Consider the following 21,890-nt stretch of genomic DNA (forward strand, 5'->3'; position numbering starts at 1 on the left):
GGTCACTAGTTTTGTCATGGTGAAGGATTTATTTCATATAAAAGAGAAACACTCTTTATCCGAAATTAGAGCAAGGAGGAATAAAAAATGAGCCTTGGTATTGATTTTCAAGTAAAAGAGAGCGTACTTTGCATTCGGTTAACAGGAGAGCTCGATCATCACTCCGCAGAAACATTGAGACAAAAGGTGACGAATTATTTGGAAACAGAGGACATTCGCCACATTGTGCTGAATCTGGCTGATTTATCGTTTATGGACAGCTCTGGACTCGGAGTGATTTTAGGAAGATATAAGGAAATTAAGCAGCTTGGCGGGGAAATGGTCGTCTGTGCCATCTCGCCAGCAGTGAACCGGTTATTTGATATGTCTGGCTTGTTTAAAATCATTCGGATGGAGCCTTCTGAGCAAACGGCTTTGCAAACATTGGGGGTGGCATCATGAGAAATGAAATGAACCTGACGTTTTCGGCATTAAGCCAAAATGAATCGTTTGCGAGGGTGACAGTCGCGGCATTTATCGCTCAGCTTGATCCGACTTTAGATGAATTAACAGAAATCAAGACCGTTGTATCTGAGGCAGTGACCAACTCCATCATCCATGGCTATGATGGTAATCCAGATGGCAAGGTGCATATTCATGTCACACTTGATGACCATGTCGTTTACCTCACCATCCGTGACGAAGGTATGGGTATTACAGATCTTGAGGAAGCAAGACAGCCGCTTTTCACCACAAAACCAGACTTAGAGCGCTCTGGAATGGGCTTTACCATCATGGAGAATTTTATGGATGATGTCATGGTGGACTCATCTCCAGAAATGGGCACGACCATCCGTTTAACAAAGCATCTATCAAAAAGCAAAGCGCTTTGTAATTAAAGGAGCTGCTCATATGGATGTGGAGGTAAAAAAGCAAGCTAAAAAAGCCCAGCTGTCAAATGATGAAGTCAAAGAGCTCATCAAAAAAAGCCAAGACGGTGATCAGCAAGCAAGAGACCTCCTCGTAGAAAAAAACATGCGTCTTGTTTGGTCCGTTGTTCAGCGCTTTTTAAATAGGGGATATGAACCAGATGATCTATTTCAGATTGGCTGTATTGGACTGCTGAAATCTGTTGATAAATTTGATTTGTCATATGATGTAAAGTTTTCAACGTACGCCGTCCCCATGATCATTGGTGAAATTCAGCGATTTATTCGGGATGATGGAACGGTCAAAGTCAGCCGGTCATTAAAGGAACTCGGAAATAAAATTCGTCGGGCAAGGGATGAATTGTCTAAGTCTCATGGAAGAATGCCGACCGTTCAGGAAATTGCCGAATACCTTGATATCACACCAGAGGATGTCGTCCTCGCCCAAGAAGCGGTGCGCTCGCCATCATCCATTCATGAAACGGTGTATGAAAATGATGGGGATCCGATTACATTGCTTGATCAAATTGCCGATCATTCTGAGGAAAGATGGTTTGACAAAATCGCACTGAAAGAAGCGATCAAGGAATTAGAAGAACGGGAAAAACTTATTGTGTATTTAAGGTATTATAAAGACCAGACACAATCTGAGGTTGCAGAGAGACTTGGCATTTCACAAGTACAAGTCTCACGGCTTGAAAAGAAAATTTTAAAACAAATCCAAATGCAAATGGATCAAAAAGACAGCTAGCCAATTCGGCTGGCTTTTTTTTGTGTGGTAATTACCGGTAAATCAAGTTCTATCAGTATGAGAACCATTTTTCACCACATACTATTTTTAACCCATCGTATAGGAAGTGACTTGGATGGACGGACAAATCTTTATTCGGCTGCGTCATCGAATCAAGACCGGTATTGATCAGCTCATTTATTTAGAGGATATCGCCCAAATCACTGGTGATGAGTTTGCTGTGCAAAAGCTTAGTAAAATGCCGGTGTATCATGTCAGCAAAAAGGATCGTCACATCGCCGTTCTTGATATCATGCATGTCGTCAAAACGATCAAAAAAACGTGCCCAGATATCGACATTCAAACCGTTGGCGGCTCTGAGGCCATTGTTGAAATTGATACAGGCAAACGCCAGCTTTCTCCCGTTTTATTTGTGTTTGTATGGCTCCTATTATTTGTTGGAGCGGCGCTTGCCATTATGAATTTCCACGAGGATGTCAGTATGCGGCTCGTTCATATCCGCCTATATGAAATGATCACAGGGAAAACGGTTGAGCATCCGTATTTATTACAAATTCCATATAGCTTTGGACTCGGTTTTGGCATGATTTTGTTTTTCAATCATGTATTTAAAAAGCGTTTAAATGAAGAACCAAGTCCGCTCGAAGTGGAAATGTTTAAATATCAGCTCGATCTCGATCATTATGTCGCACTCAATGAAAATAAAGAAACATTGAAGGATATCCATGATCGGTAAGTGGCTTTTTGTCGTACTCGTTGGACTTGGCGGCGGTTTAACGGTCGGAGCAGGATTTGTGGCTTTTCTTACAGTGCTTGGCATCATTCCCCGCTTAATGCAATTAACCAAAACGCAGCGCTTTATACAAGGGTACGAGGCGGCTGTCATTAGCGGAGCGGTCGTTGGCGGCTGGGCCACCTTAAGTCAAATACATCTTCATTTAACCAAATGGCTGGCGATGCCGGTCGGTCTTTTATCAGGCATCTTCGTCGGCATGCTTGCAGCTGCACTCACTGAAGTATTAAATGTACTTCCTATATTAACGAAAAGAATTGGAATGGACGGGAAAATTGTTTTGCTGCTCATGGCCATCGTCTTAGGAAAGGTATTTGGTTCACTATTTCATTGGCTTATTTATATTTAATCAATTGGAGGGAACAACACGTGTCGAGTTTAAAAGAGAACTATCCATCTAAGGTGAAAACATATCAGCCCAAACCTCCTTATGTCCTCAACTGCATCAAGGCGTTTTTAGTTGGCGGCTTAATCTGTCTGATAGGTGAGGGGCTGCAAAATTTCTATATCCATTTTTTTGATTTTAACGAAAAGACAGCAGGGAATCCGACGGTAGCAACCCTCATTTTAATTTCTTCTCTATTAACGGGTATCGGTATTTACGATAGAATCGGCCAGTTTGCTGGAGCCGGATCAGCTGTACCGGTGACAGGCTTTGCTAACAGTATGACAAGTGCTGCCCTTGAGCATAAAAGTGAAGGGCTTGTTTTAGGTGTTGCCACAAATATGTTTAAACTCGCTGGGAACGTCATTGTGTTCGGTGTCGTTTCCGCATATGTCGTAGGGATCATTCGATACGTCTTTGAAAAGATGTTTTCGTAGGAGGAATGAAAGGTGAAACTAACAGGTAAACAATCTTGGGTATTTGAGCACAAGCTTTATGTCAATGCAGAAGGAACTGCTGCAGGACCGAAAGAAAAAGAAGGCCCGATTGGCCATTTAATCGATAAAACGTACGATGAAATGCACTGTGATCAAAAGAATTGGGAAATGGCTGAAAGGAAGCTCATGGATGATGCGATATCAACCGCTTTATCAAAAGCAAATTTGCAAAAAAGCGATATTGACCTGTTGCTGGCTGGAGATTTACTCAATCAGAACGTCACTGCAAACTATGTGGCAAGAGAGCTGAAGATCCCGTTTCTTTGTTTGTTTGGGGCCTGCTCGACTTCAATGGAATCGGTTGCCATTGCGTCAGCGCTCATTGATGGCGGATTTGCAAATAGAGCCATTGCAGCGACAAGCAGCCATAATGCGACGGCAGAACGCCAATTTCGTAATCCGACAGAATACGGCGGACAAAAGCCCGATACAGCAACAAGTACAGTGACAGGAAGCGGAGCCGTTATTATCAGCCAAGAAGCCTCTGACATTCAAATTACAAGCGCAACAGTAGGCAGGGTCATGGATCTTGGCATTACAGATCCATTTGATATGGGATCGGCCATGGCACCGGCAGCGGCAGACACCATCAAGCAGCATTTAGAAGACTTAGGAAGAACAGTAGATGATTACGATCTGATTTTAACTGGTGATTTATCAGGCATTGGTTCACCGATCTTAAAGGATCTCCTGAAAGAAGACGGCATTCAGCTTGGGCGAAAGCACGATGATTGCGGTTTAATTATCTATACACCCGACCAAAACGTATTCGCTGGAGGCAGCGGTTGTGCTTGTTCAGCTATTGTGACATTTAGTCATATTTTTCAAGAAATGAAAGCAGGGAATTTGCAAAGAGTACTCGTTGTGGCAACCGGGGCGTTACTCAGCCCGATGATGGTTCAGCAAAAAGAGACCATTCCAACCATTGCGCACGGTGTCGTATTTGAGCGTGCAGGAGGAGAGAGCTAATGGATTATCTTATCGCTTTTGTGGCAGGCGGACTTATTTGCGTCATTGGCCAGCTTTTACTAGACGTACTTAAACTCACGCCTGCACATGTCATGACTACTTTTGTTGTAGCGGGTACCATTTTAGATGGATTCGGTATTTATGATAAATTTATTGAATTTGCAGGTGCGGGCGCAACCGTACCAATCGTCAGCTTTGGTCATAGCTTGCTTCATGGGGCAATGCATCAGGCAGATGTACATGGATTCATCGGCATCGGTATCGGTATTTTTGAATTAACCTCTGCTGGAATATCAGCTGCGATTTTATTCTCATTTATTGTCGCGCTTATTTTTAAACCGAAAGGATAACCGAATATGGGGCAAAGACGGAAAGTCATTTTAGTGACAGACGGAGATATATATGCTGCCAAAACCATAGAGCTTGCTGCTAAAAACGTCGGCGGACGATGTATTTCCAGCTCAAAAGGAAATCCAAGCAAACGGACAGGACCTGAACTTGTTCAGATGATTTTAAAAACGCCGTATGATCCAGTCTTTGTGATGTTTGATGATTCTGGTCTGACAGGTGAAGGAACAGGGGAGACGGCGATGAAACATGTGGCGCGCCATCCTGAAATCGAAGTTATTGGTGCGATCGCAGTTGCATCCAAGACGCATCAAGCAGAATGGACAAAGGTTCATGTCTCCATTGACCGGGAAGGTGAACTGACAGAATATGGTGTCGACAAACACGGTCTTCCCGAAATGGAGCCCCATAAAATGAGCGGGGATACAGTGTATTGCCTTGACTCCCTCAACCTTCCGTTAGTTGTCGGGATTGGAGATATTGGCAAGATGGGACGAAAAGATGATCTGAGCAAGGGATCTCCAATCACGATGAAAGCAGTGGAATTAATACTAGAAAGGAGTGGTTACCATGAAGAAAGACAAGGTAAACGTGTACCGAGACCCGAAAAAAAATGAAGATTACTTCAAGGAAAATGTCGGAATGGGTCTCAGCTTTGACCTTGGTGTTCGGAAAATTTATATACACGATCAGGAAATCCAGCTTTACTATGTAAACGGATTGTGTGATACACAGTATGTCATCTACTTATTAAAAGAACTAATCGAAATCAATGACAACGAACCTGAATCAGATGATCTTGCACATGTAGTTGAGAACCGCCTTGTCAATCAGCAGGTTTCAAAGGTAGAAACGCTGGATGAAGCAGTGGATCAAGTGCTGTCTGGGCTTGTAGCAGTCGTTGTAGAAGGTGAAAATTACGCCTTTATCATTGATGTTAGAAGCTATCCTGGCAGAATGCCTGAGGAGCCGGATACGGAAAAGGTGGTCCGGGGAGCAAGGGACGGTTTTGTTGAAAATATTATTGTGAATACAGCGCTTATTCGAAGAAGAGTGCGGGATGAAAAGCTGAGATACAAAATGCTCAAAGTAGGCGAACGTTCAAAAGCGGATGTCTGTGTTTGCTATATTGAAGATATTGCAGACCCTGACTTAGTAGATATTATAGAAAAAGAAGTATCAGGAATCAAAGTCGATGGGCTGACGATGTCTGATAAAACGATTGAAGAATTTATAATTAAGCAAGGATATAATCCCTTTCCGCTAGTGCGTTACACCGAGCGTCCAGATGTCGCCGCTAACCACATATTAGAAGGGCATGTCATCATCATTACGGATACATCCCCTAGTGTTATCATTACACCAACCACTATTTTTCACCACGTTCAGCATGCAGAAGAATACCGCCAGGCACCTGCCGTTGGTACATTCTTAAGATGGGTACGCTTTTTAGGCATTTTATGTTCTACCTTTCTTTTGCCGATTTGGTTTCTTTTTATCCTCGAACCAAATCTCCTGCCTGACAATTTAAGCTATATTGGATTTAACAAACCTTCTCATATCCCTGTGATTCTCCAAGTATTTCTTGCTGATTTCGGGGTGGAATTTTTAAGGATGGCTGCGATTCATACGCCAACCGCATTGTCGACCGCCATGGGGCTGATCGCGGCTGTTTTAATTGGACAAATCGCCATTGATGTTGGTTTATTTACACCAGAGGTCATCTTATACGTCTCGCTGGCAGCGATCGGTACCTTTACAACGCCAAGCTATGAACTGAGTGTCGCCAATAAGATTGTAAGGCTCATCATCCTAGCACTAGTAGCGATCTTTAAGCTGAATGGACTCATCATTGGTTTTACGTTGTTAATCATTTATTTAACATCCATTCGTTCATTGCAGACGCCTTATATGTGGCCGTTCATTCCTTTTAATGGAAAGGCTTTGTGGCAAGTACTAATTCGGACGTCTGTTCCTGGCTCAAAAGTAAGGCCGAGCATCGTTCACCCTCAAAACAGATCAAAAATTCCGCCAAATTCTTAACGCTCATTGAAAGTGGCTGAAGATTGTGATATTGTATTTTTAACTTTGAGACACGGCAAAAGGCAGCTCACGCAGCTGCCTTTTTTCAGCCGAAGTGGAGAAAGAGGGAATGACATTGTATTTACACGGCACTTGCAGACAAAATGAACTCGGTCATTTAGAAATTGGTGGTGTTGATGCTGTTTCTTTAGCTGAAACGTATGGGACACCACTTTATGTATATGATGTGGCTTTAATACGGGAGCGCGCAAAAAGCTTTCAAAAAGCATTTATAGAAGAAGAATTAACGGCACAGGTAGCATATGCGAGTAAAGCATTTTCCTCCATCGCCATGTTTCAGCTTGCCAAAGAAGAAGGATTATCTCTTGATGTCGTATCAGGCGGTGAGCTTCACACAGCCATTTGCGCTGGATTCCCAGTAGAAAAAATTCATTTCCATGGCAATAATAAAAGCAGAGAAGAATTAAAAATGGCTTTAGAGCATGGGATCGGCTGTATTGTTGTGGATAATTTCTATGAAATGAAGCTCATTGAACAGCTTGGTCAAGAGCTGTCAAAAAAAGTGAAAGTATTGCTCCGCATCACGCCTGGTGTCGAAGCGCATACGCATGATTACATTACGACAGGTCAAGAGGATTCAAAATTTGGCTTTGATCTTCACAATGGACAAGCAGATGAAGCGGTGAAACAAGTGCTTGGGTCAGAAGTGATCGAGCTTTTAGGTGTTCATTGTCATATCGGTTCACAAATTTTTGATACGGCTGGTTTTGTCCTTGCAGCCGATAAAATCTTTTTGAAGCTGGATGAATGGAGAGAATCATTTGGTTTTATTTCTACAGTATTAAACTTAGGCGGCGGCTTTGGGATTCGTTATACAGAAGAGGATGAACCACTTCCTGCGACAGAATATGTCGAAAAAATTATCCAAGCTGTGAAAGAGAACGTGGCCCGCTATGAGTTTGATATGCCAGAGATTTGGATAGAACCAGGCCGTTCTCTTGTTGGAGATGCAGGGACGACTCTTTATACGATCGGATCATCAAAACATGTACCTGGCATCCGTGATTATGTAGCGATAGATGGCGGAATGAGTGATAACATTCGTCCAGCTTTATATCAAGCGAAATATGAAGCCGCAAGTGCCAACAAAATGAGCCAAACGCATGATCAAACGGTTTCAATTGCCGGGAAATGCTGTGAAAGCGGAGATATGCTCATTTGGGATATCGATCTGCCAGAATTATCACAAGGGGATTTATTAGCTGTCTTTTGTACCGGAGCTTACGGCTATAGTATGTCAAACAACTATAACCGTATCCCGCGCCCAGCTGTTGTGTTTGTAGAAGACGGGGAAGCGCAGCTAGTGGTTGAGCGTGAAACATATGAGGACATTGTCAAACTTGATTTACCATATCAATCAAAAGTGAAATCATCTACTTAAAAAAAGCCGCCTGGAGTTCAGGCAGCTTTTTTTCATGAATTATTTTCCTCCAGTGAATACAGAAACGATCGCATTCCAAATGGAGACAAAGAAATCCCAAATCTTTTGAAGAAGGTTTTTCCCTTCATCCGATTCTATGAATTTAGTAATCTTGTCTTTTGCTTTATCAATTTGAGATCCTACTTGATTCCAATCGATATTGATGTTTTTCATTTTATCAAATAGCGAGACAAGCTGATCTTTTTGATCCTGCGTCAGATTTAAGTTCAAATCAGAAGCAGCCTGATCCACTTTTTCTTCTACTTCTTTCGTGGTTTTAGGAACACCATTTTTTGCAATGTCATCTTTGATTTTTGCAATAAGGGCAGAAGCATTATCTTTCCCGATAGAGTCACCCAATTTAGAAGTTGTCACAAGCTCTTCGTTTGCCACCTGCTTCACATCTTCTGGAATGGCTTTGTCGCTTGACACCTCATACGCTTTTAGTAAGCCCGTCAGTGCGGCTGTACCAGATACTTCAAATGGAGCAGTCACGACAACCTTGGCATCTTTGACACCTGCTGTCATTAAAGCATTTAAATACATCTCATCTGTAATGGTCTTGATGTTGTGTGTATCCACAGTCAGACCAGTACCTGATTTTTCAATGGTGATCGATGAAGATGATAATGCTCTCGTCCCGATAGAAGAACGAGGGATATACTTTCCTAAATATTCGTGCTCTTCTTTATTGGTTACTTCAATTTTTGTCGCATTTTCAGGTGGGTTCAACTCGTCAAGCACCTTCTGGCGATCAGCCGGTGTTAGGTCTTGCCCGAGTGTGACGATGACATCGCCGACAGCTGCATCCGCTAAGCTGACTTTTGGCGCACCAATTAGGAAAAGGAGCGCTGCCATCATACCAAGCATCATTTTTTTAAACATGTTGACCTCCTTCAAGTCGAAAGCGTTCCTCTTTCAAGAGAAACTCATCTTTTGAGTACACGTGATGAAGTGCACTCCATCATATAGACGTAACAAATTGGCTCGACGTTTCAATTTTCTTTTTAAGATGTGTTCCTGTTCCGATAAATGAAGACATGTCATTTAGTCAGATATCATTTTATTAGGAAAAAAGAATCAAGCAACCCTATTTTATCAATCATCAGATAAGAGGTAAATGACAATCGAAGAGCAGGGGATGTTTAACATCACCGAAAATGTGCTATAATGAGCGTTGTTTAACCTGAAAGGAGAATGTGAAAAATGGCGAAAAAAGGATACATACAATTAACGAATGGAAAGAAAATTGAGTTTGAACTTTACCCAGAGGCTGCTCCAGGTACAGTAGCAAACTTTGAAAAATTAGCGAATGAAGGCTTCTACGATGGATTGAAATTCCACCGCGTGATTCCAGGTTTTGTCAGCCAAGGCGGCGACCCAAACGGTAATGGAACGGGTGGTCCTGGTTACACAATTAAATGTGAAACAGAAGGAAATCCACATCAGCACGAAAGAGGTTCATTATCAATGGCGCATGCTGGTAAAGACACAGGCGGCAGCCAATTCTTTATCGTACATGACCCGCAGCCGCACTTAAACGGTGTTCACACTGTTTTTGGCAAGGTAACATCTGGTATCGAGGCTGTACTTGATATGGAGCAAGGCCAAGGCATGGAAAAAGTTGAAGTTATAGATGCTTAATCTAAAACACCGCTTAATCGCGGTGTTTTTTATTTTGTTTGTGAACCTACTGTGATTTGTTTCGTTAGGCGGTAGGTGATGAACCAGTACAAAATGGCTAAAGCGCTGATAGAGGCACCAAAGAGACATACTCCGCCCCAGCCATAGGTCGCGTATATACTGGTTGAAACAATTGAGCCGGTCGCACTGCCGATGGAGTAAAAAATCATGTAAGCCGCAGTAAGCCGGCTTCTCGCCTCAGCCCGTACTGTAAAAATCATACTCTGATTGGTCACATGAACTGCCTGCACAGATAGGTCAAGAATGATAATGCCAATGACTAATGCAATAAGTGAATGTTCAGTCAAACTGATGAAAAACCATGAAATGAATAATAGGACAAGAGCTATACCAGTTGTGAACTGTCCAAAACCTCGATCAGCAAGGCTGCCAGCCCGAACAGCCCCTAAGGCTCCGGTTGCTCCAGCAAGACCAAATGCGCCAATTGCAGTATGTGAAAGAGAGTATGGCGCAGTACTGAGAGGCAGTACGAGTGAAGTCCATAACGTACCAAAGACGATAAAAATCAGAAGAGCCAAAATCCCACGGATGCGCAGAATTCGTTCTTGTATGAACAATATAAACAATGAACGAAGCAGATGAACATAGGATATTGACTCTCTTTTGCTGTCATCACGCGGGAGCACTCGGAACAATACGCCAGTTAGGATAAGCATGATGACGGCAGAAACAAGATAAACAGACCTCCAGCCAGCAAAATCGGTTAATACACCAGCAAAGGTTCGAGCGAGAAGAATGCCGGTTACGATTCCACTTTGCACCAAGCCGACTATACGGCCGCGTTCTTCTGGAGCAGCCCAACTTGCTGCAAACGCAACGAGTACCTGAGTGACTACAGCGAGCAGTCCGACCACTGCTAATCCTAGAAATAGGACGGTGACGATAGGAGCGATGCCGACTAGAATGAGGGCAAGCACAGATAAAAGCATCTGACCGATAATGAGCCGTCGTCGATTCAACAGATCACCAAGCGGTACTATCAGTAGTAGCCCCGCCGCATAACAAAGCTGAGTAATCGTAATGACAATACCAATGGATGAATACGTGATACCGAATTCGTCTGCCAGTGAATCTAGTAACGGTTGTGCGAAGTATATGTTTGCAACAGCCATCCCGCACGCTGCTGCAAAAAGTAGTGCCATATAGTGACTCATCTTTGATTCAGGTTTTATTCGAAAATGAGCCGTTTTCATATCAGGATGATCTCTTGGACTCATTTTATCTTTAACCATTCATTGCATTCTCTCCTTTTTATACTAAAAAGTATAATATATCGATCGGTATAAAATGATTCCTGTTAAGGATAACCAACAAAATATTTTAAAGTCAAGAGTTTAATCCAGTTATTCTAAGTTGAACTTGAAAAAAGAAAGACAGTTTGACAATTTTACATGAATAAAATAAAATTATAATGTACTGATTGGTAATAAAAAATGATATCCTTACAAATAAATGAATAATTGTTTTGGTGAAATGATTTTATTGTTGAAAAGAGGAATTGATGATGGTTCGACAGCGTGAGTTTGATGAGGAAAAAGCGTTGGATGATGCAATGGTGCTTTTCTGGGAAAAGGGGTATAGAGCTACAACGTTAAGCGATTTGACTGCAAAAATGGGAATACAGCGGCCAAGCTTATACTCAGCCTTTGGAGATAAAGAGGAGTTATTTGAGGCTGCATTACGTAAATATACAAAGCAGCATGCAGCCCGCATTCGAACAAAACTTCAAAACAATCAATCTGTAAAGAAAGCATTTCATACATTATTTACAGATGTAGTGGAAGAGGAATATAGAGATGGTCCGAGTAAAGGCTGTTTTTGCATTAATACGATAGTGGAGCTTGCTCCACACGAAGAGAAATTTGAAATTCTGACAAGAGAGCATCAGATGTATCTTTCGGTCATATTTGAAGAAAAGATTGTGCAAGGTATTCGCTCAGGTGATCTTGAAAGCAGCTTGAATGCTAAAGCCTTAGCACAGACACTGGTCGTTTCTTTCATCGGGCTTACCGTCCTAATGAAGTCACGTCCAGAGCGTTCATTTGTAGATCATTCTGTAGCGACGATCCTGTCCATTTTAAAATAAAATGGACAACGCGCTATGGCAGCTTCCATGAAAAAATTATACAGCATAGTGAAAGCGTATTTGATCCATTACATCAAAATACGCTTTTTCTTATAGGGCAGTCATGCGCAGAATGTATTTTTATGATATGATAGGAGAACAAACATTCGTATTTGCGGGGTGCCAGCACATCCAGATGCAAATGAAGAAAGAAGGGGATACTTTGAAACCACTCACAAAAGAAGAGAAAAATCAAATGATGATGGCCATTCAGCGTTACTTTGCCGAAGAACGAGAAGAAGAGATTGGTGAATTAGCAGCCATTAATATACTAGAATTTATCACAAAAAACCTTGGAAGTTACTACTATAATCAAGGGGTTCGCGACAGCCGCAGCATCGCTGTTCAGCGGTCACAATTGTTAGAGGAAGACTTATTCGCACTCGAAAAAAGAATATAATGAAAAGCTTGCAGTATGGTGTGTTACGAACTAATAAACAGGAAAAAGACCCCCTTAATAAAGAACGCATTTCGTATCATATGTAATGATTAAGAGGTGGAACCAAAGGGCCATCTGAATCGTTATATAAGTAACCATTAATGAAAATCAGCTTTTTTGGTTTTATTTCAATAAAAGAAGGAATAAAACATACAAATAGGCGAAGTGCAGATGATGGAGGTTCTAAATATGGGGAAAATTAAATTAAAAATTGCGATCTTATTTGTTTTACTGCTTTGTTTAGGCGCAGGTTATTTATACATGAATGGCATGAAAATTGAAGATGTGCCAACAGCTATTGGCGAAAGCTTAACAAATAATGATAAAGATTACACCATCTATGAATATACCATTACGAAAATTGATGGAGATGAATATTACGGTCAAGCGAAGAATGGCACAAAAATCATTTTTAATGGTAAGAAATTTGAAGATGATGTGGCCGATCTGAAAAAAGGCGATCGTATTAAAGCCTACTTTAGTAATGAAAAAAGAATAGATGGACTGATAAAAGTAGTAAAAGTCGTAAATTGACATGTCTCCTTTCCTATAAGGAGACTTTTTTTGTGAAGAAATCTTGATTGTTGCATTTGACAACAAGGATCGCTATAATAGCCCCTAAGGACAGCTAAATATCGATTGTATCCTTCGGGGCAGGGTGAAAATCCCGACCGACGGTAATAAAGCAAATGCTTTACAGCCCGTGACCCGTTAATTTATTAACGGTTGATTCAGTGAAAAGCTGAAGCCGACAGTGAAAGTCTGGATGGGAGAAGGATAAAGAAAGCTATGAACGAAAAATATTTGTTGATCATAGTCTTATTTCTGATGCAAAAAAACCACAGCCCCGGAATTTTTTCCGGGGCTTTCTGTATGATTTTGTCGTTAATAGACTGCATGCAGTGTTTATTAGGTGATCCCTCATCTACCTTGTATGGACCATAAAAAGCGACGAAGGTGCTCAATCGATCACATGTCCCTAACATCGCTTTTTTTAAAAGTGAGAAATACAAATGAAACGAAAGGGAGGATCACATGTTTACGGGGATAATTGAAGAAGTTGGCACCGTTCAGTCAATAAGTAAAAAGTCAGCAGATGCCATGGAAATTGTCATTACATGCAGCCGTGTGCTGGAAGATGTTCAACTCGGAGACAGTATCGCCATTAATGGAGTATGTCTCACAGTCACAAGCTTCACAAAAGAACAGTTTACGGCAGATGTGATGCCAGAGACGGTCAAAGCGACATCGCTGGATCAGCTGACACAAGGCAGTCCAGTGAATTTAGAGCGAGCCATGTCCTCAAATGGACGATTTGGCGGCCATTTTGTCTCAGGCCATGTTGATGGAACGGCTGTCATTACCCGGATAGAAAAGAAGAGTAATGCCATTTACTATGATTTAAAGATGAACAAGACCCTCACAGATATGCTCACCCAAAAGGGTTCGATCGCAATAGATGGTGTCAGCTTGACCATTTTCGATTTGCGAGATTCACATGTCACAGTCTCTATTATTCCTCACACGCTTGAAGGAACTATTTTCCCGACTAAATCTATGGGGGATATCGTGAATATAGAGTGTGACATGATCGGTAAATACATTTATCGTTTTTTAACAAAAGAGCAAAGCGAAAAACAGCCATCTCGATTGACCCCATCATTTCTAAAAGAGCACGGATTCTAGGAGGCGATTGTATGTATCATTCCGTTGATGAGGCAGTAAATGCCCTTAAACAAGGAGAAATCATTATCGTAGTGGATGATGAAGACAGAGAAAATGAAGGAGACTTTGTGGCACTTGCTGAGTATGCCACGCCTAGGGTGATTAACTTCATGGCTTTACATGGAAGAGGCCTCATTTGTACGCCAGTCCATGCGTCGATTGCCAAACAACTGAATCTGCATCCAATGGTTGAACATAATACGGATGCACACCATACAGCATTTACAGTAAGCATCGACCATGTGACAACGACAACTGGTATTAGTGCTTTTGAGCGCTCCACGACCATGCTGGCCATGTTAAATAAAGACGCAAAACCAGACGAATTTGCCCGTCCAGGACATGTTTTTCCGCTTATTGCAAAAGAGGGCGGCGTACTAGAAAGACCAGGTCATACAGAGGCGGCGGTTGATCTTGCTAAACTGGCAGGCTCAGAGCCAGCGGGTGTCATATGTGAAATTATGAATGCAGATGGATCAATGGCGCGAGTCCCTGAACTAAAGGAGATCCAAAAACAGCATGATTTAAAGATGCTGACAATCGAAGCATTACAGACATATTTAAACAACAATCGAACAGCCGCTATTGAAACAAAATAAAAATCACAAAAAAGGATGATCAACATATGAATACAATACAAGGTCATGTAGTAGCAGAAGGACTAAAATTTGCAATCGTTGTAGCGAGATTCAATGATTTTATTACAAGTAAACTGTTAGATGGAGCAGAAGATACATTACTCAGACACGGAGCAAATGGTGATGATATCGATGTTGTGTGGGTACCAGGCGCTTTTGAAATCCCGTACATGGCAAAAAAATTAGCAGAAACCAAAAAATATGATGCAGTCATCACACTTGGAACCGTGATCAGAGGCGCAACGACTCACTATGATTACGTTTGTAATGAAGCTGCTAAAGGAATTGCTCAGAGTGCTATGTCAACAGGGGTACCGATTATCTTTGGTGTACTCACAACAGAATCTATTGAACAAGCCATTGAAAGAGCTGGTACAAAAGCAGGAAATAAAGGCAGCGAATCGGCTGCAGCTGCTATTGAAATGGCGAATCTCAATCGAACGTTCTCTTAATTTAGTGAAAAAGAGTTTAAAAACGGTATAAAAATGTTTATAATGTGTGATGAGCAAATGAATCATAAGACATTTGCTGGAAATTAGGATAATTTGAATATTGAGGGGTATATATGTTAATTCGTTACAAGAGGTCTTTTGAAAAAATTGCCATGGGACTTCTGTCCTTTATGCCGGGTGAGAAAGACGTCAAACAGCTTCAGCAGACGATGAAGTCATATGAAATGGATGAAGATCGGCAGCTGTTCCTATGGAAAGATGGCGAGGATATTGTAGGTGCTATTGGTGTGTTGAAAACAGACGACCAAGTACAAATTGAGCATATTAGTGTGAATCCATCCCATCGTGATCAAGGAATCGGCAAGGAAATGGTTTTAGCCGTGGAAGAAATATTTAAAACCAAAACACTCATTCCAAATGAATTAACGCAAGGCTTCTTTCATAAGTGTCACAGCGAATCAAATTAAATATCACACATGTAAAAGCAGAGGCTACAGTCCTCTGCTTTTTTTACGTTCAATCTGCTTTTTTCGTTCCAGCAAAACTTCTGTCCGGTCACGGAGTCTATGTTTTTCGATTAAAAATGTATGGGATAAGTTGCTTTCCTGTCCAAAGAGCAGTCCTTCTTTTTGGGCCATTTCTTGGCATAAAGAAAGAAGTGCTTCATCTTTGATTGGCAGCATCACACTTTCATAGGGCAAATCTTCATCCATTTTCTTTTTCAGCGTTCTCAGAAGCATCAGAAATGCCTCATCATCCAGACCGAGATTCGATAATACTGAACGGTTTGCTTCTAACAAATGAAGACTGTTAGAAATGAGCCGTTTTGCTCCTTTTCCATTTCCCCGTCTTTGATGATACAAGGCAACTGCGAGCTGAATGAGCCCGACCCAATATTCTTTGCGCTGCTCAGGGGGATCTTCTTTCCAATATTCCTCTAAAATTTCATGACACTCAAAATAATCTCTTGTCGTATGAAATTCGTGTAAAAAAGCCACGTACGCTTCAGGATACACAGCGGTCATCTCCTTTTCCACTCTCAGTCTAACATATCGAAAAGAAAAGAAGAAAGAGCGTCCCTTTAGTGAAAAGGACGCTCTGTTTCTTTAATAAACCCAAGCCGCGCCAACGATGATCAGCAAGATGAAAAGCACGACAATTAGCGCGAATCCTCCGCCGAAGTTATAGCCATCTCCCATAATGATACGGCCTCCTTTTTCATCAGTTCTGATTACAATGGTATTCTATGTATAAATGCCCTTATTGGTATGGGCGGATCCACTGTTTTTCTTGATTTGCCTAAGGCATTTTGGCCGAAATTATATTGGACGAGAGCTTTATCCTGTCTTATACTAAAGGTTAGCCGGTGAAACGGTACTTAGAAGACAGTAGAAATGGTGAGAAAAAGATGCTGGAATATCAGGTGAAAATAGATTCGTTCGAGGGTCCTTTGGACTTGCTGTTACATTTAATTAACCGGTTGGAAATTGATATTTATGATATTCCCGTCGCTAAAATAACGGAGCAGTATTTATTATATGTCCACACGATGAGGGAGCTTGAGCTCGATGTTGCGAGTGAATATTTGGTCATGGCTGCAACCCTCCTGAGTATTAAAAGCAGAATGCTTCTTCCGAAACAAGAGGAAGAGCTGTTTGATGAAGACCTGCTCGAAGAGGAAGAAGACCCTCGAGAAGAGCTGATTGGCAAATTGATTGAATACCGCAAGTATAAAAATGCAGCACAAGAACTAAAGGAACGCGAAGAAGAAAGGCAAAATGCCTTTACAAAACCACCGAGTGATTTAAGCGAATTTGCAAAAGAATCAGAAGCGAAGGACACAAATTTACACGTAACGGTGTATGATATGTTAGGTGCGTTCCAAAAGGTATTAAATCGAAAGAAAATAACGAAACCAGCACCATCAAAGATTACAAGACAAGAAATCCCGATTGAAGACAAAATGAATGAGATTATGAACCATTTAAGAAAAACAAAAAAGCGGACCAATTTCATGACTCTATTTCAACATGATCAAAAGGAACACCTTGTCGTGACGTTTCTTGCTGTTCTCGAATTGATGAAAAGTCATCAAATCATGTTAGAGCAGGAAGGGAACTTTGAAGACATTTATATCATAGGGAGTGAAACGATTCATGACGCTTGATATCGTGAATTGGAAAGCCATCTTAGAAGCGCTGCTGTATGCAGCAGGTGACGAAGGCTTAACAAGAAAACAGCTCATGTCTGTTCTTGAAGTAGATGAGTCGGTATTACTCGACATTATGTCATCCGTAAAGGAAGAATATCAAAAACAAGAACGAGGGATTGAGCTCATTGAATATGCAGATTCATATATGCTGCTGACGAAAAAAGAATACAGCATGTATTTAAAAAAATTAGTCGAGACACCATCCAAGGGTTTGTCGCAGGCAGCGCTGGAGGTGCTTGCCATTGTTTCTTATAAACAGCCGATTACACGCAGTGAGGTAGAGGAGATTAGAGGAGTCAAATCAGAGCGGGTACTTCATAGCTTAGTAGCCAAAGCGCTGCTCTGTGAAGTAGGACGTGCCGATGGTCCGGGACGAGCGATTCTTTATGGGACAACCCCTACCTTTTTAGAGCAATTTGGCTTAAAAGCCTTAGATGAATTACCGCCGCTTCCAGAGAATGTGGAAGCAGATGGAGTACAAGAAGAGGCCGATCTATTTTTTGAAAACTTCAATCAAACATTTGAAGACATAAAATAGTTCAAAAGAATGAAAAATGTATGATAAAATATAAAAAAGATTTTAGGTCTAAAATCTTTTGATGACAGATAAAATGGTGACAAAGCCATGAGGGGAAGGTAAACACGAAACAAATGGCACATATGAATGTAAAGGCTCAAGTTGATCAAGCAGGCGTCTTTTTATCAAAGGTTGCAATTGAAATGAATGGTTTTCTGAACGAAACCACCTTATCAAGCTTGAAACGATTAAACCCCGAAGCGGAAGCCTATTATTGTGACATATTGAGTACATTACGGAAGCTTGCAGTGTACAGCGAGGATGCAGCAGCAGTTTGCAGGAAAATGGGCCAGCAGCAGACATTCCCGCAGCAAGCCGCACAGCAGATGCTCCACCGTATTTATCATCAATGTATTGAAGAATTTTTCACGCCTAAAAAGGATACATGGTATGAAGACAGCCGTTCGGCCTATACAGGAAAAAGCAGCATTGTTTTTCACCATGAAGTATCCGCTGATATGAAACAATTATTTTCTTCATTAGAAAAAGACTTTTTAGCGATGAGAGAAGAGCTCGAATATACGACTTCTCATCAGCAAGTGAAAATGGTATAAGCAATTAGAAGAAGCGTCTCTACATGTAGAGGCGCTTTTTTTTATGGACGGGGCATCATAACTTTTTCAGCTGAGCATACACTTGTACAAAACGGACAAGGACGTGAATGAACATGCCCTATTTAAAAATTGGAACAGCAGTCCTTCTTCTATTTACACTCTTACTGCCTTTTTCCTCACATGCCAAAGCAGACATTTCATTATCAGTGAGTGCAAGAAGCGCCATTTTAATAGATGGACAGTCAGGCAGAGTCCTATTTGGAAAGGACGAGCACGAAAAAAGAAGAATCGCCAGTATTACAAAAATCATGACAGCTGTATTAGCCATTGAATCAGGAAAAATGAAAGATACCGTCAAAGTATCAAAACGTGCGATTGGGGCGGAGGGGTCATCCATTTATTTAAAGGAAGGGCAGAAGGTGAGCTTAGAAGATTTGACATACGGGCTCATGCTGCGTTCTGGAAATGATGCAGCTGTTGCCATTGCAGAGCATGTTGGCGGCAGCTTAGAAGGCTTTATTTTTATGATGAATCAAAAGGCGGCTGAACTAGGAATGGAGAATACGAATTTTCAAAATCCGCACGGACTCGATGATCATAAAAATCATTATTCATCAGCCTATGACATGGCGATCCTAACAAAATACGCGATGAAGCATAAACAATATCAAAAAATTGCCGGTACAACTTTCTATAAAGCGAAGACAATGGAAGGCTATTGGAAAAATAAAAACAAGCTGCTCACCGGTTTATACGAATATTCCACTGGAGGGAAAACAGGATATACAAAGCTTGCAAAACGAACACTTGTCTCCACCGCTGCAAAGAATGATGCTCAGCTGATCGCTGTGACCATTAATGCACCTGACGACTGGAAGGATCATATATCTATGTTTGAATATGCATTTGATCACTATAAAACGTATGTGCTTGCTGAAAAAGGAAGGCTTGCTTCGTTAAAAGGGACCTTTTACGAAAAAAAAGCGTTTATCAAGCGTGATGTGGACTATTTTTTAAATGAAGATGAAAAAAAACTTGTCAAAATTGAAACGGAAATGCTCGCTCCTAAAAAGAAGTGGAAAAATAACGCCGAAGCCATCCCAGATGTTGTAGGAAAAATGACGATTTTATTAGATGGACAGGTGATCGAGCAATTACCGATTTTTTATGAAAATAAACGAAACCGCATGCCTCAAAAAAGCTTTCAAGAAATGTTTAAGTCTGTCTTTCAGACATCTATAGGCGGATCTTCATGGTCAATCTAATTTGGGTATTTCTCACTGTCATCGGTCTTGTCTATGCGATGTTTAATGGAACGATGCAGGAAGTGAACGAGGCTGTATTTAAAGGCTCAAAAGAAGCGGTTACTATTTCAATTGGTTTGATTAGTGTCCTCGTTTTTTGGCTCGGGCTCATGAAGATTGCCGAAGAGGCAGGGCTGTTAAATTTCTTTAGTAAATTGTGCCGGCCCTTTATTTCAAAGCTATTCCCGGATATTCCGCCTAATCATCCTGCAATGGGGTATATTTTGTCCAATCTCATGGCGAATTTCTTTGGTCTCGGGAATGCCGCTACACCGCTTGGAATTAAGGCGATGGAGCAGATGAAAGCATTAAACGGCGGGAAAAATGAGGCAAGCCGTTCTATGATTACATTTCTAGCGGTCAACACATCCTCTATCACACTTGTGCCAACAACCGTCATTGCAATAAGAATGACCTATGGGGCAGATCAGCCAACAGACATTGTAGGGCCAACCATTTTAGCAACACTCATTTCAGGAATCGGTGCAATCATCATCGATCGTTATTTCCACTATCGCAGAAGCAGGCGGGGGTGATCTTGTGGCATTTATTAACTGGCTGTCACTTGCTTTGATTCCACTGATCATCGCAGGGATTTTGATTGCTGGAACCATTAAAAAGGTACCAACCTATGAAACATTTGTAGAGGGAGGAAAAGAGGGCATTCAAATTGCCTTTTCAATCATTCCTTATTTAGTCGGTATGCTTGTAGCCATTACGATATTCCGTGCGTCAGGTGCGCTTGATTTTGTTATGGGACTATTAAAACCAGTCTTTACAGCGATTGGTTTCCCGCCAGAAGTGGTGCCGCTTGCGTTTATTCGCCCGATATCAGGAACGGCTGCACTTGGAATGACATCAGACTTGATAGCGACGTATGGCCCAGATTCTTTTATTGGCCAGCTTGCAGCTGTCATGCAAGGGTCAACAGACACCACCCTTTACATTTTAACGGTTTATTTTGGAGCAGTCGGGATTAAAAAAATGGGAGATGCGCTGAAAGTAGGTTTGCTTGCAGATCTCATTGGTGTCATTGCCTCTGTGATTATCGTCAGTTTGTTATTTAGCGGCGCCTAATCAGGCGCTTTTTTGTATTTCATGGATGGAAAATCGCTTTTTAGCTGAAATTAGACAGACGAAACGCTTATTTTTCCACGAATGCTTGTTTGTTTTAAGTCAAGCAAGTAAGATAGTACATGAGGTGAAAGACAAATGGAACGTTTACAGAAAGTAATTGCACATGCCGGCGTCGCTTCAAGACGAAAGGCTGAAGAATTAATTAAAGAAGGACGAGTTACCGTTAATGGTCAAACAGTGACAGAGCTCGGAGTGAAGGTGGGCTCTTCAGATAAAATTGAAGTCAATGGATTAAAGCTTGAAAGAGAAGAACCGGTTTACTTTATGCTTTATAAACCGCGCGGCGTCATTTCGGCTGCCGAGGATGATAAAGGACGCAAGGTCGTCACAGATTTCTTTGATGATGTCCCGCAGCGTCTTTACCCAATCGGCCGGTTAGATTATGATACGAGCGGTTTGATTTTGATTACAAATGATGGGGAATTTGCCCATAAGCTCATGCACCCGAAATACGAAATTGATAAAACGTATGCAGCGAAGCTAAAAGGCATTCCATCAAAGGAACTGCTTAGAAAGCTAGAAAAAGGGATCATGTTAGATCATAAAAAAACAGCACCTGCTCGTGCGAAAATGCTTTCTATTGATAAACGAAAGCAAACTTGTATTGTTCAATTAACCATTCACGAAGGCAGAAACAGACAGGTGCGCCGCATGTTTGAAGCGATTGGACATGATGTGTTAAAGCTAAAAAGGGAGCAATATTCGTTCCTTCATATTGAAGGTATGAGACCAGGAGACCGCAGAGAATTGTCTCCGCATGAAGTAAAGCGCCTGAGAGCAATTGCCGATCATGGGAAAAGCGCTTTTTAATTTTCACATAAACTTCAAAAAATGAAGAAGCATCAAAAG

The 21,890-nt window shown here is 41.4% G+C and carries 29 protein-coding genes, 1 pseudogene and 1 riboswitch; of the genes and pseudogenes, 26 read left to right on the forward strand and 4 right to left on the reverse strand.

All coding sequences use genetic code 11. The features are described 5' to 3' along the window. Positions 1-87: 87 nt before the first annotated feature. The 11 genes from spoIIAA to lysA all read left to right on the forward strand — a co-directional run bounded on the left by spoIIAA (position 88) and on the right by lysA (position 8,135). Positions 88-441, forward strand: a complete 354-nt coding sequence (gene spoIIAA / locus BAE31_RS17285) for an anti-sigma F factor antagonist (protein WP_024422866.1) — start codon at positions 88-90, stop codon at positions 439-441. After that, a complete protein-coding gene (gene spoIIAB, locus BAE31_RS17290) occupies positions 438-878 on the forward strand; it encodes an anti-sigma F factor (protein ID WP_024422865.1) in 441 nt (146 codons plus the stop codon). Before spoIIAA ends, spoIIAB begins: the two co-directional genes overlap by 4 nt. Before the next feature lie 13 nt (positions 879-891). After that, a complete protein-coding gene (gene sigF, locus BAE31_RS17295) occupies positions 892-1,659 on the forward strand; it encodes an RNA polymerase sporulation sigma factor SigF (RefSeq protein ID WP_024422864.1) in 768 nt (255 codons plus the stop codon). 115 nt (positions 1,660-1,774) lie between these two features. Then, entirely contained in the window at positions 1,775-2,395 is a 621-nt protein-coding gene (locus tag BAE31_RS17300; RefSeq protein ID WP_076840996.1) for a stage V sporulation protein AA, read from the forward strand. Beyond that, a complete protein-coding gene (locus BAE31_RS17305) occupies positions 2,385-2,801 on the forward strand; it encodes a stage V sporulation protein AB (protein WP_024422862.1) in 417 nt (138 codons plus the stop codon). The genes BAE31_RS17300 and BAE31_RS17305 overlap by 11 nt, the downstream gene beginning before the upstream one ends. 20 nt (positions 2,802-2,821) lie before the next feature. Then, positions 2,822-3,274, forward strand: a complete 453-nt coding sequence (spoVAC, locus tag BAE31_RS17310) for a stage V sporulation protein AC (RefSeq protein WP_041109674.1) — start codon at positions 2,822-2,824, stop codon at positions 3,272-3,274. Positions 3,275-3,286: 12 nt separating this feature from the next. Continuing rightward, entirely contained in the window at positions 3,287-4,303 is a 1,017-nt protein-coding gene (gene spoVAD / locus BAE31_RS17315) for a stage V sporulation protein AD (RefSeq protein ID WP_076840997.1), read from the forward strand. Further along, positions 4,303-4,653, forward strand: a complete 351-nt coding sequence (gene spoVAE / locus BAE31_RS17320) for a stage V sporulation protein AE (RefSeq protein ID WP_024422860.1) — start codon at positions 4,303-4,305, stop codon at positions 4,651-4,653. Before spoVAD ends, spoVAE begins: the two co-directional genes overlap by 1 nt. A gap of 6 nt (positions 4,654-4,659) precedes the next feature. Continuing rightward, positions 4,660-5,268 (forward strand): stage V sporulation protein SpoVABEA, encoded by a 609-nt coding sequence (gene spoVAEA, locus BAE31_RS17325; protein WP_041109671.1) that lies wholly within the window; start codon positions 4,660-4,662, stop codon positions 5,266-5,268. Then, positions 5,222-6,694, forward strand: a complete 1,473-nt coding sequence (locus BAE31_RS17330; protein ID WP_034280365.1) for a spore germination protein — start codon at positions 5,222-5,224, stop codon at positions 6,692-6,694. Before spoVAEA ends, BAE31_RS17330 begins: the two co-directional genes overlap by 47 nt. Positions 6,695-6,809: 115 nt before the next feature. Continuing rightward, positions 6,810-8,135, forward strand: a complete 1,326-nt coding sequence (gene lysA / locus BAE31_RS17335) for a diaminopimelate decarboxylase (RefSeq protein ID WP_034280367.1) — start codon at positions 6,810-6,812, stop codon at positions 8,133-8,135. Between the two features lie 39 nt (positions 8,136-8,174). Here the strand turns inward: lysA and BAE31_RS17340 are convergent, their stop codons facing one another. Beyond that, entirely contained in the window at positions 8,175-9,059 is an 885-nt protein-coding gene (locus tag BAE31_RS17340) for a DUF1002 domain-containing protein (protein ID WP_024422856.1), read from the reverse strand. Positions 9,060-9,380: 321 nt separating this feature from the next. Between BAE31_RS17340 and BAE31_RS17345 the strand changes: the two genes are divergently transcribed. Continuing rightward, positions 9,381-9,818 (forward strand): peptidylprolyl isomerase, encoded by a 438-nt coding sequence (locus BAE31_RS17345; protein ID WP_007501040.1) that lies wholly within the window; start codon positions 9,381-9,383, stop codon positions 9,816-9,818. 29 nt (positions 9,819-9,847) lie between these two features. On the opposite strand, the gene BAE31_RS17350 is transcribed toward BAE31_RS17345, so the two are convergent. Continuing rightward, positions 9,848-11,071, reverse strand: coding sequence for an MFS transporter (locus BAE31_RS17350; protein WP_239500395.1), 1,224 nt, complete (start codon positions 11,069-11,071; stop codon positions 9,848-9,850). A gap of 311 nt (positions 11,072-11,382) precedes the next feature. Between BAE31_RS17350 and BAE31_RS17355 the strand changes: the two genes are divergently transcribed. From BAE31_RS17355 to BAE31_RS17385, 7 genes and pseudogenes are all read left to right on the forward strand, one after another. Then, positions 11,383-11,964 carry a TetR/AcrR family transcriptional regulator gene (locus BAE31_RS17355; protein WP_076840998.1) on the forward strand — a complete coding sequence of 194 codons (582 nt, stop codon included), beginning with the start codon at positions 11,383-11,385 and terminating at the stop codon, positions 11,962-11,964. A 202-nt stretch (positions 11,965-12,166) separates the two neighbouring features. After that, positions 12,167-12,403, forward strand: a complete 237-nt coding sequence (locus BAE31_RS17360; RefSeq protein WP_039179646.1) for a DUF2164 domain-containing protein — start codon at positions 12,167-12,169, stop codon at positions 12,401-12,403. 228 nt (positions 12,404-12,631) lie between these two features. Beyond that, entirely contained in the window at positions 12,632-12,976 is a 345-nt protein-coding gene (locus BAE31_RS17365) for a hypothetical protein (RefSeq protein WP_008344451.1), read from the forward strand. 106 nt (positions 12,977-13,082) lie between these two features. Next, a riboswitch (FMN riboswitch) is annotated at positions 13,083-13,224 on the forward strand. A gap of 253 nt (positions 13,225-13,477) precedes the next feature. After that, positions 13,478-14,128 carry a riboflavin synthase gene (ribE, locus tag BAE31_RS17370; protein ID WP_041109666.1) on the forward strand — a complete coding sequence of 217 codons (651 nt, stop codon included), beginning with the start codon at positions 13,478-13,480 and terminating at the stop codon, positions 14,126-14,128. Positions 14,129-14,139: 11 nt separating this feature from the next. Further along, positions 14,140-14,745: pseudogene (gene ribB / locus BAE31_RS17375) on the forward strand (3,4-dihydroxy-2-butanone-4-phosphate synthase); the annotation flags it as partial. A gap of 47 nt (positions 14,746-14,792) precedes the next feature. Next, positions 14,793-15,257, forward strand: a complete 465-nt coding sequence (gene ribH, locus BAE31_RS17380) for a 6,7-dimethyl-8-ribityllumazine synthase (protein WP_029706184.1) — start codon at positions 14,793-14,795, stop codon at positions 15,255-15,257. 113 nt (positions 15,258-15,370) lie between these two features. After that, complete coding sequence (locus BAE31_RS17385) at positions 15,371-15,724, forward strand: GNAT family N-acetyltransferase (RefSeq protein ID WP_024422850.1); 354 nt, start codon at positions 15,371-15,373, stop codon at positions 15,722-15,724. Positions 15,725-15,748: 24 nt separating this feature from the next. Here BAE31_RS17385 and BAE31_RS17390 read toward each other — a convergent pair whose 3' ends face one another. Both BAE31_RS17390 and BAE31_RS17395 read right to left on the reverse strand, forming a co-directional pair. Continuing rightward, entirely contained in the window at positions 15,749-16,273 is a 525-nt protein-coding gene (locus BAE31_RS17390; protein WP_041109664.1) for a DUF309 domain-containing protein, read from the reverse strand. Positions 16,274-16,363: 90 nt separating this feature from the next. Further along, entirely contained in the window at positions 16,364-16,456 is a 93-nt protein-coding gene (locus tag BAE31_RS17395) for a YjcZ family sporulation protein (RefSeq protein ID WP_012010430.1), read from the reverse strand. Between the two features lie 209 nt (positions 16,457-16,665). On the opposite strand from BAE31_RS17395, the gene BAE31_RS17400 reads away from it, so the two are divergent. The 7 genes from BAE31_RS17400 (at position 16,666) to rluB (ending at position 21,851) form a co-directional block, all read left to right on the forward strand. Next, positions 16,666-17,424, forward strand: coding sequence for a segregation/condensation protein A (locus BAE31_RS17400; protein WP_024422848.1), 759 nt, complete (start codon positions 16,666-16,668; stop codon positions 17,422-17,424). Then, the gene (scpB, locus tag BAE31_RS17405; protein WP_024422847.1) at positions 17,414-18,007 is read left to right on the forward strand and encodes an SMC-Scp complex subunit ScpB; all 594 of its coding nucleotides are present in this window, start codon (positions 17,414-17,416) and stop codon (positions 18,005-18,007) included. Before BAE31_RS17400 ends, scpB begins: the two co-directional genes overlap by 11 nt. 113 nt (positions 18,008-18,120) lie before the next feature. After that, complete coding sequence (locus BAE31_RS17410; protein WP_024422846.1) at positions 18,121-18,600, forward strand: YpuI family protein; 480 nt, start codon at positions 18,121-18,123, stop codon at positions 18,598-18,600. A gap of 113 nt (positions 18,601-18,713) precedes the next feature. Further along, the gene (locus tag BAE31_RS17415; protein ID WP_076841000.1) at positions 18,714-19,865 is read left to right on the forward strand and encodes a D-alanyl-D-alanine carboxypeptidase family protein; all 1,152 of its coding nucleotides are present in this window, start codon (positions 18,714-18,716) and stop codon (positions 19,863-19,865) included. Next, the gene (locus tag BAE31_RS17420) at positions 19,853-20,440 is read left to right on the forward strand and encodes a nucleoside recognition domain-containing protein (protein WP_024422844.1); all 588 of its coding nucleotides are present in this window, start codon (positions 19,853-19,855) and stop codon (positions 20,438-20,440) included. The genes BAE31_RS17415 and BAE31_RS17420 overlap by 13 nt, the downstream gene beginning before the upstream one ends. Before the next feature lie 4 nt (positions 20,441-20,444). Continuing rightward, positions 20,445-20,981, forward strand: a complete 537-nt coding sequence (locus BAE31_RS17425) for a spore maturation protein (RefSeq protein WP_024422843.1) — start codon at positions 20,445-20,447, stop codon at positions 20,979-20,981. Between the two features lie 135 nt (positions 20,982-21,116). Next, positions 21,117-21,851 carry a 23S rRNA pseudouridine(2605) synthase RluB gene (gene rluB / locus BAE31_RS17430; protein ID WP_024422842.1) on the forward strand — a complete coding sequence of 245 codons (735 nt, stop codon included), beginning with the start codon at positions 21,117-21,119 and terminating at the stop codon, positions 21,849-21,851. Positions 21,852-21,890: the final 39 nt, after the last annotated feature.

This window comes from Bacillus sp. I-2, assembly GCF_001974945.1.
Taxonomy (GTDB): Bacteria; Bacillota; Bacilli; order Bacillales; family Bacillaceae; genus Bacillus; species Bacillus safensis.

Bases quoted from the DNA above. Each gene is read 5' to 3' on its own strand.
- spoIIAA (WP_024422866.1), top strand. From the start codon at position 88: ATGAGCCTTGGTATTGATTTTCAAGTAAAAGAGAGCGTACTTTGCATT.
- spoIIAB (WP_024422865.1), top strand. From the start codon at position 438: ATGAGAAATGAAATGAACCTGACGTTTTCGGCATTAAGCCAAAATGAA.
- sigF (WP_024422864.1), top strand. From the start codon at position 892: ATGGATGTGGAGGTAAAAAAGCAAGCTAAAAAAGCCCAGCTGTCAAAT.
- BAE31_RS17300 (WP_076840996.1), top strand. From the start codon at position 1,775: ATGGACGGACAAATCTTTATTCGGCTGCGTCATCGAATCAAGACCGGT.
- BAE31_RS17305 (WP_024422862.1), top strand. From the start codon at position 2,385: ATGATCGGTAAGTGGCTTTTTGTCGTACTCGTTGGACTTGGCGGCGGT.
- spoVAE (WP_024422860.1), top strand. From the start codon at position 4,303: ATGGATTATCTTATCGCTTTTGTGGCAGGCGGACTTATTTGCGTCATT.
- spoVAEA (WP_041109671.1), top strand. From the start codon at position 4,660: ATGGGGCAAAGACGGAAAGTCATTTTAGTGACAGACGGAGATATATAT.
- BAE31_RS17330 (WP_034280365.1), top strand. From the start codon at position 5,222: ATGAAGAAAGACAAGGTAAACGTGTACCGAGACCCGAAAAAAAATGAA.
- BAE31_RS17340 (WP_024422856.1), bottom strand. From the start codon at position 9,059: ATGTTTAAAAAAATGATGCTTGGTATGATGGCAGCGCTCCTTTTCCTA.
- BAE31_RS17345 (WP_007501040.1), top strand. From the start codon at position 9,381: ATGGCGAAAAAAGGATACATACAATTAACGAATGGAAAGAAAATTGAG.
- BAE31_RS17350 (WP_239500395.1), bottom strand. From the start codon at position 11,071: ATGAAAACGGCTCATTTTCGAATAAAACCTGAATCAAAGATGAGTCAC.
- BAE31_RS17355 (WP_076840998.1), top strand. From the start codon at position 11,383: ATGGTTCGACAGCGTGAGTTTGATGAGGAAAAAGCGTTGGATGATGCA.
- BAE31_RS17365 (WP_008344451.1), top strand. From the start codon at position 12,632: ATGGGGAAAATTAAATTAAAAATTGCGATCTTATTTGTTTTACTGCTT.
- ribE (WP_041109666.1), top strand. From the start codon at position 13,478: ATGTTTACGGGGATAATTGAAGAAGTTGGCACCGTTCAGTCAATAAGT.
- ribH (WP_029706184.1), top strand. From the start codon at position 14,793: ATGAATACAATACAAGGTCATGTAGTAGCAGAAGGACTAAAATTTGCA.
- BAE31_RS17385 (WP_024422850.1), top strand. From the start codon at position 15,371: ATGTTAATTCGTTACAAGAGGTCTTTTGAAAAAATTGCCATGGGACTT.
- BAE31_RS17395 (WP_012010430.1), bottom strand. From the start codon at position 16,456: ATGGGAGATGGCTATAACTTCGGCGGAGGATTCGCGCTAATTGTCGTG.
- BAE31_RS17400 (WP_024422848.1), top strand. From the start codon at position 16,666: ATGCTGGAATATCAGGTGAAAATAGATTCGTTCGAGGGTCCTTTGGAC.
- scpB (WP_024422847.1), top strand. From the start codon at position 17,414: ATGACGCTTGATATCGTGAATTGGAAAGCCATCTTAGAAGCGCTGCTG.
- BAE31_RS17410 (WP_024422846.1), top strand. From the start codon at position 18,121: ATGGCACATATGAATGTAAAGGCTCAAGTTGATCAAGCAGGCGTCTTT.
- BAE31_RS17415 (WP_076841000.1), top strand. From the start codon at position 18,714: ATGCCCTATTTAAAAATTGGAACAGCAGTCCTTCTTCTATTTACACTC.
- BAE31_RS17420 (WP_024422844.1), top strand. From the start codon at position 19,853: ATGGTCAATCTAATTTGGGTATTTCTCACTGTCATCGGTCTTGTCTAT.
- rluB (WP_024422842.1), top strand. From the start codon at position 21,117: ATGGAACGTTTACAGAAAGTAATTGCACATGCCGGCGTCGCTTCAAGA.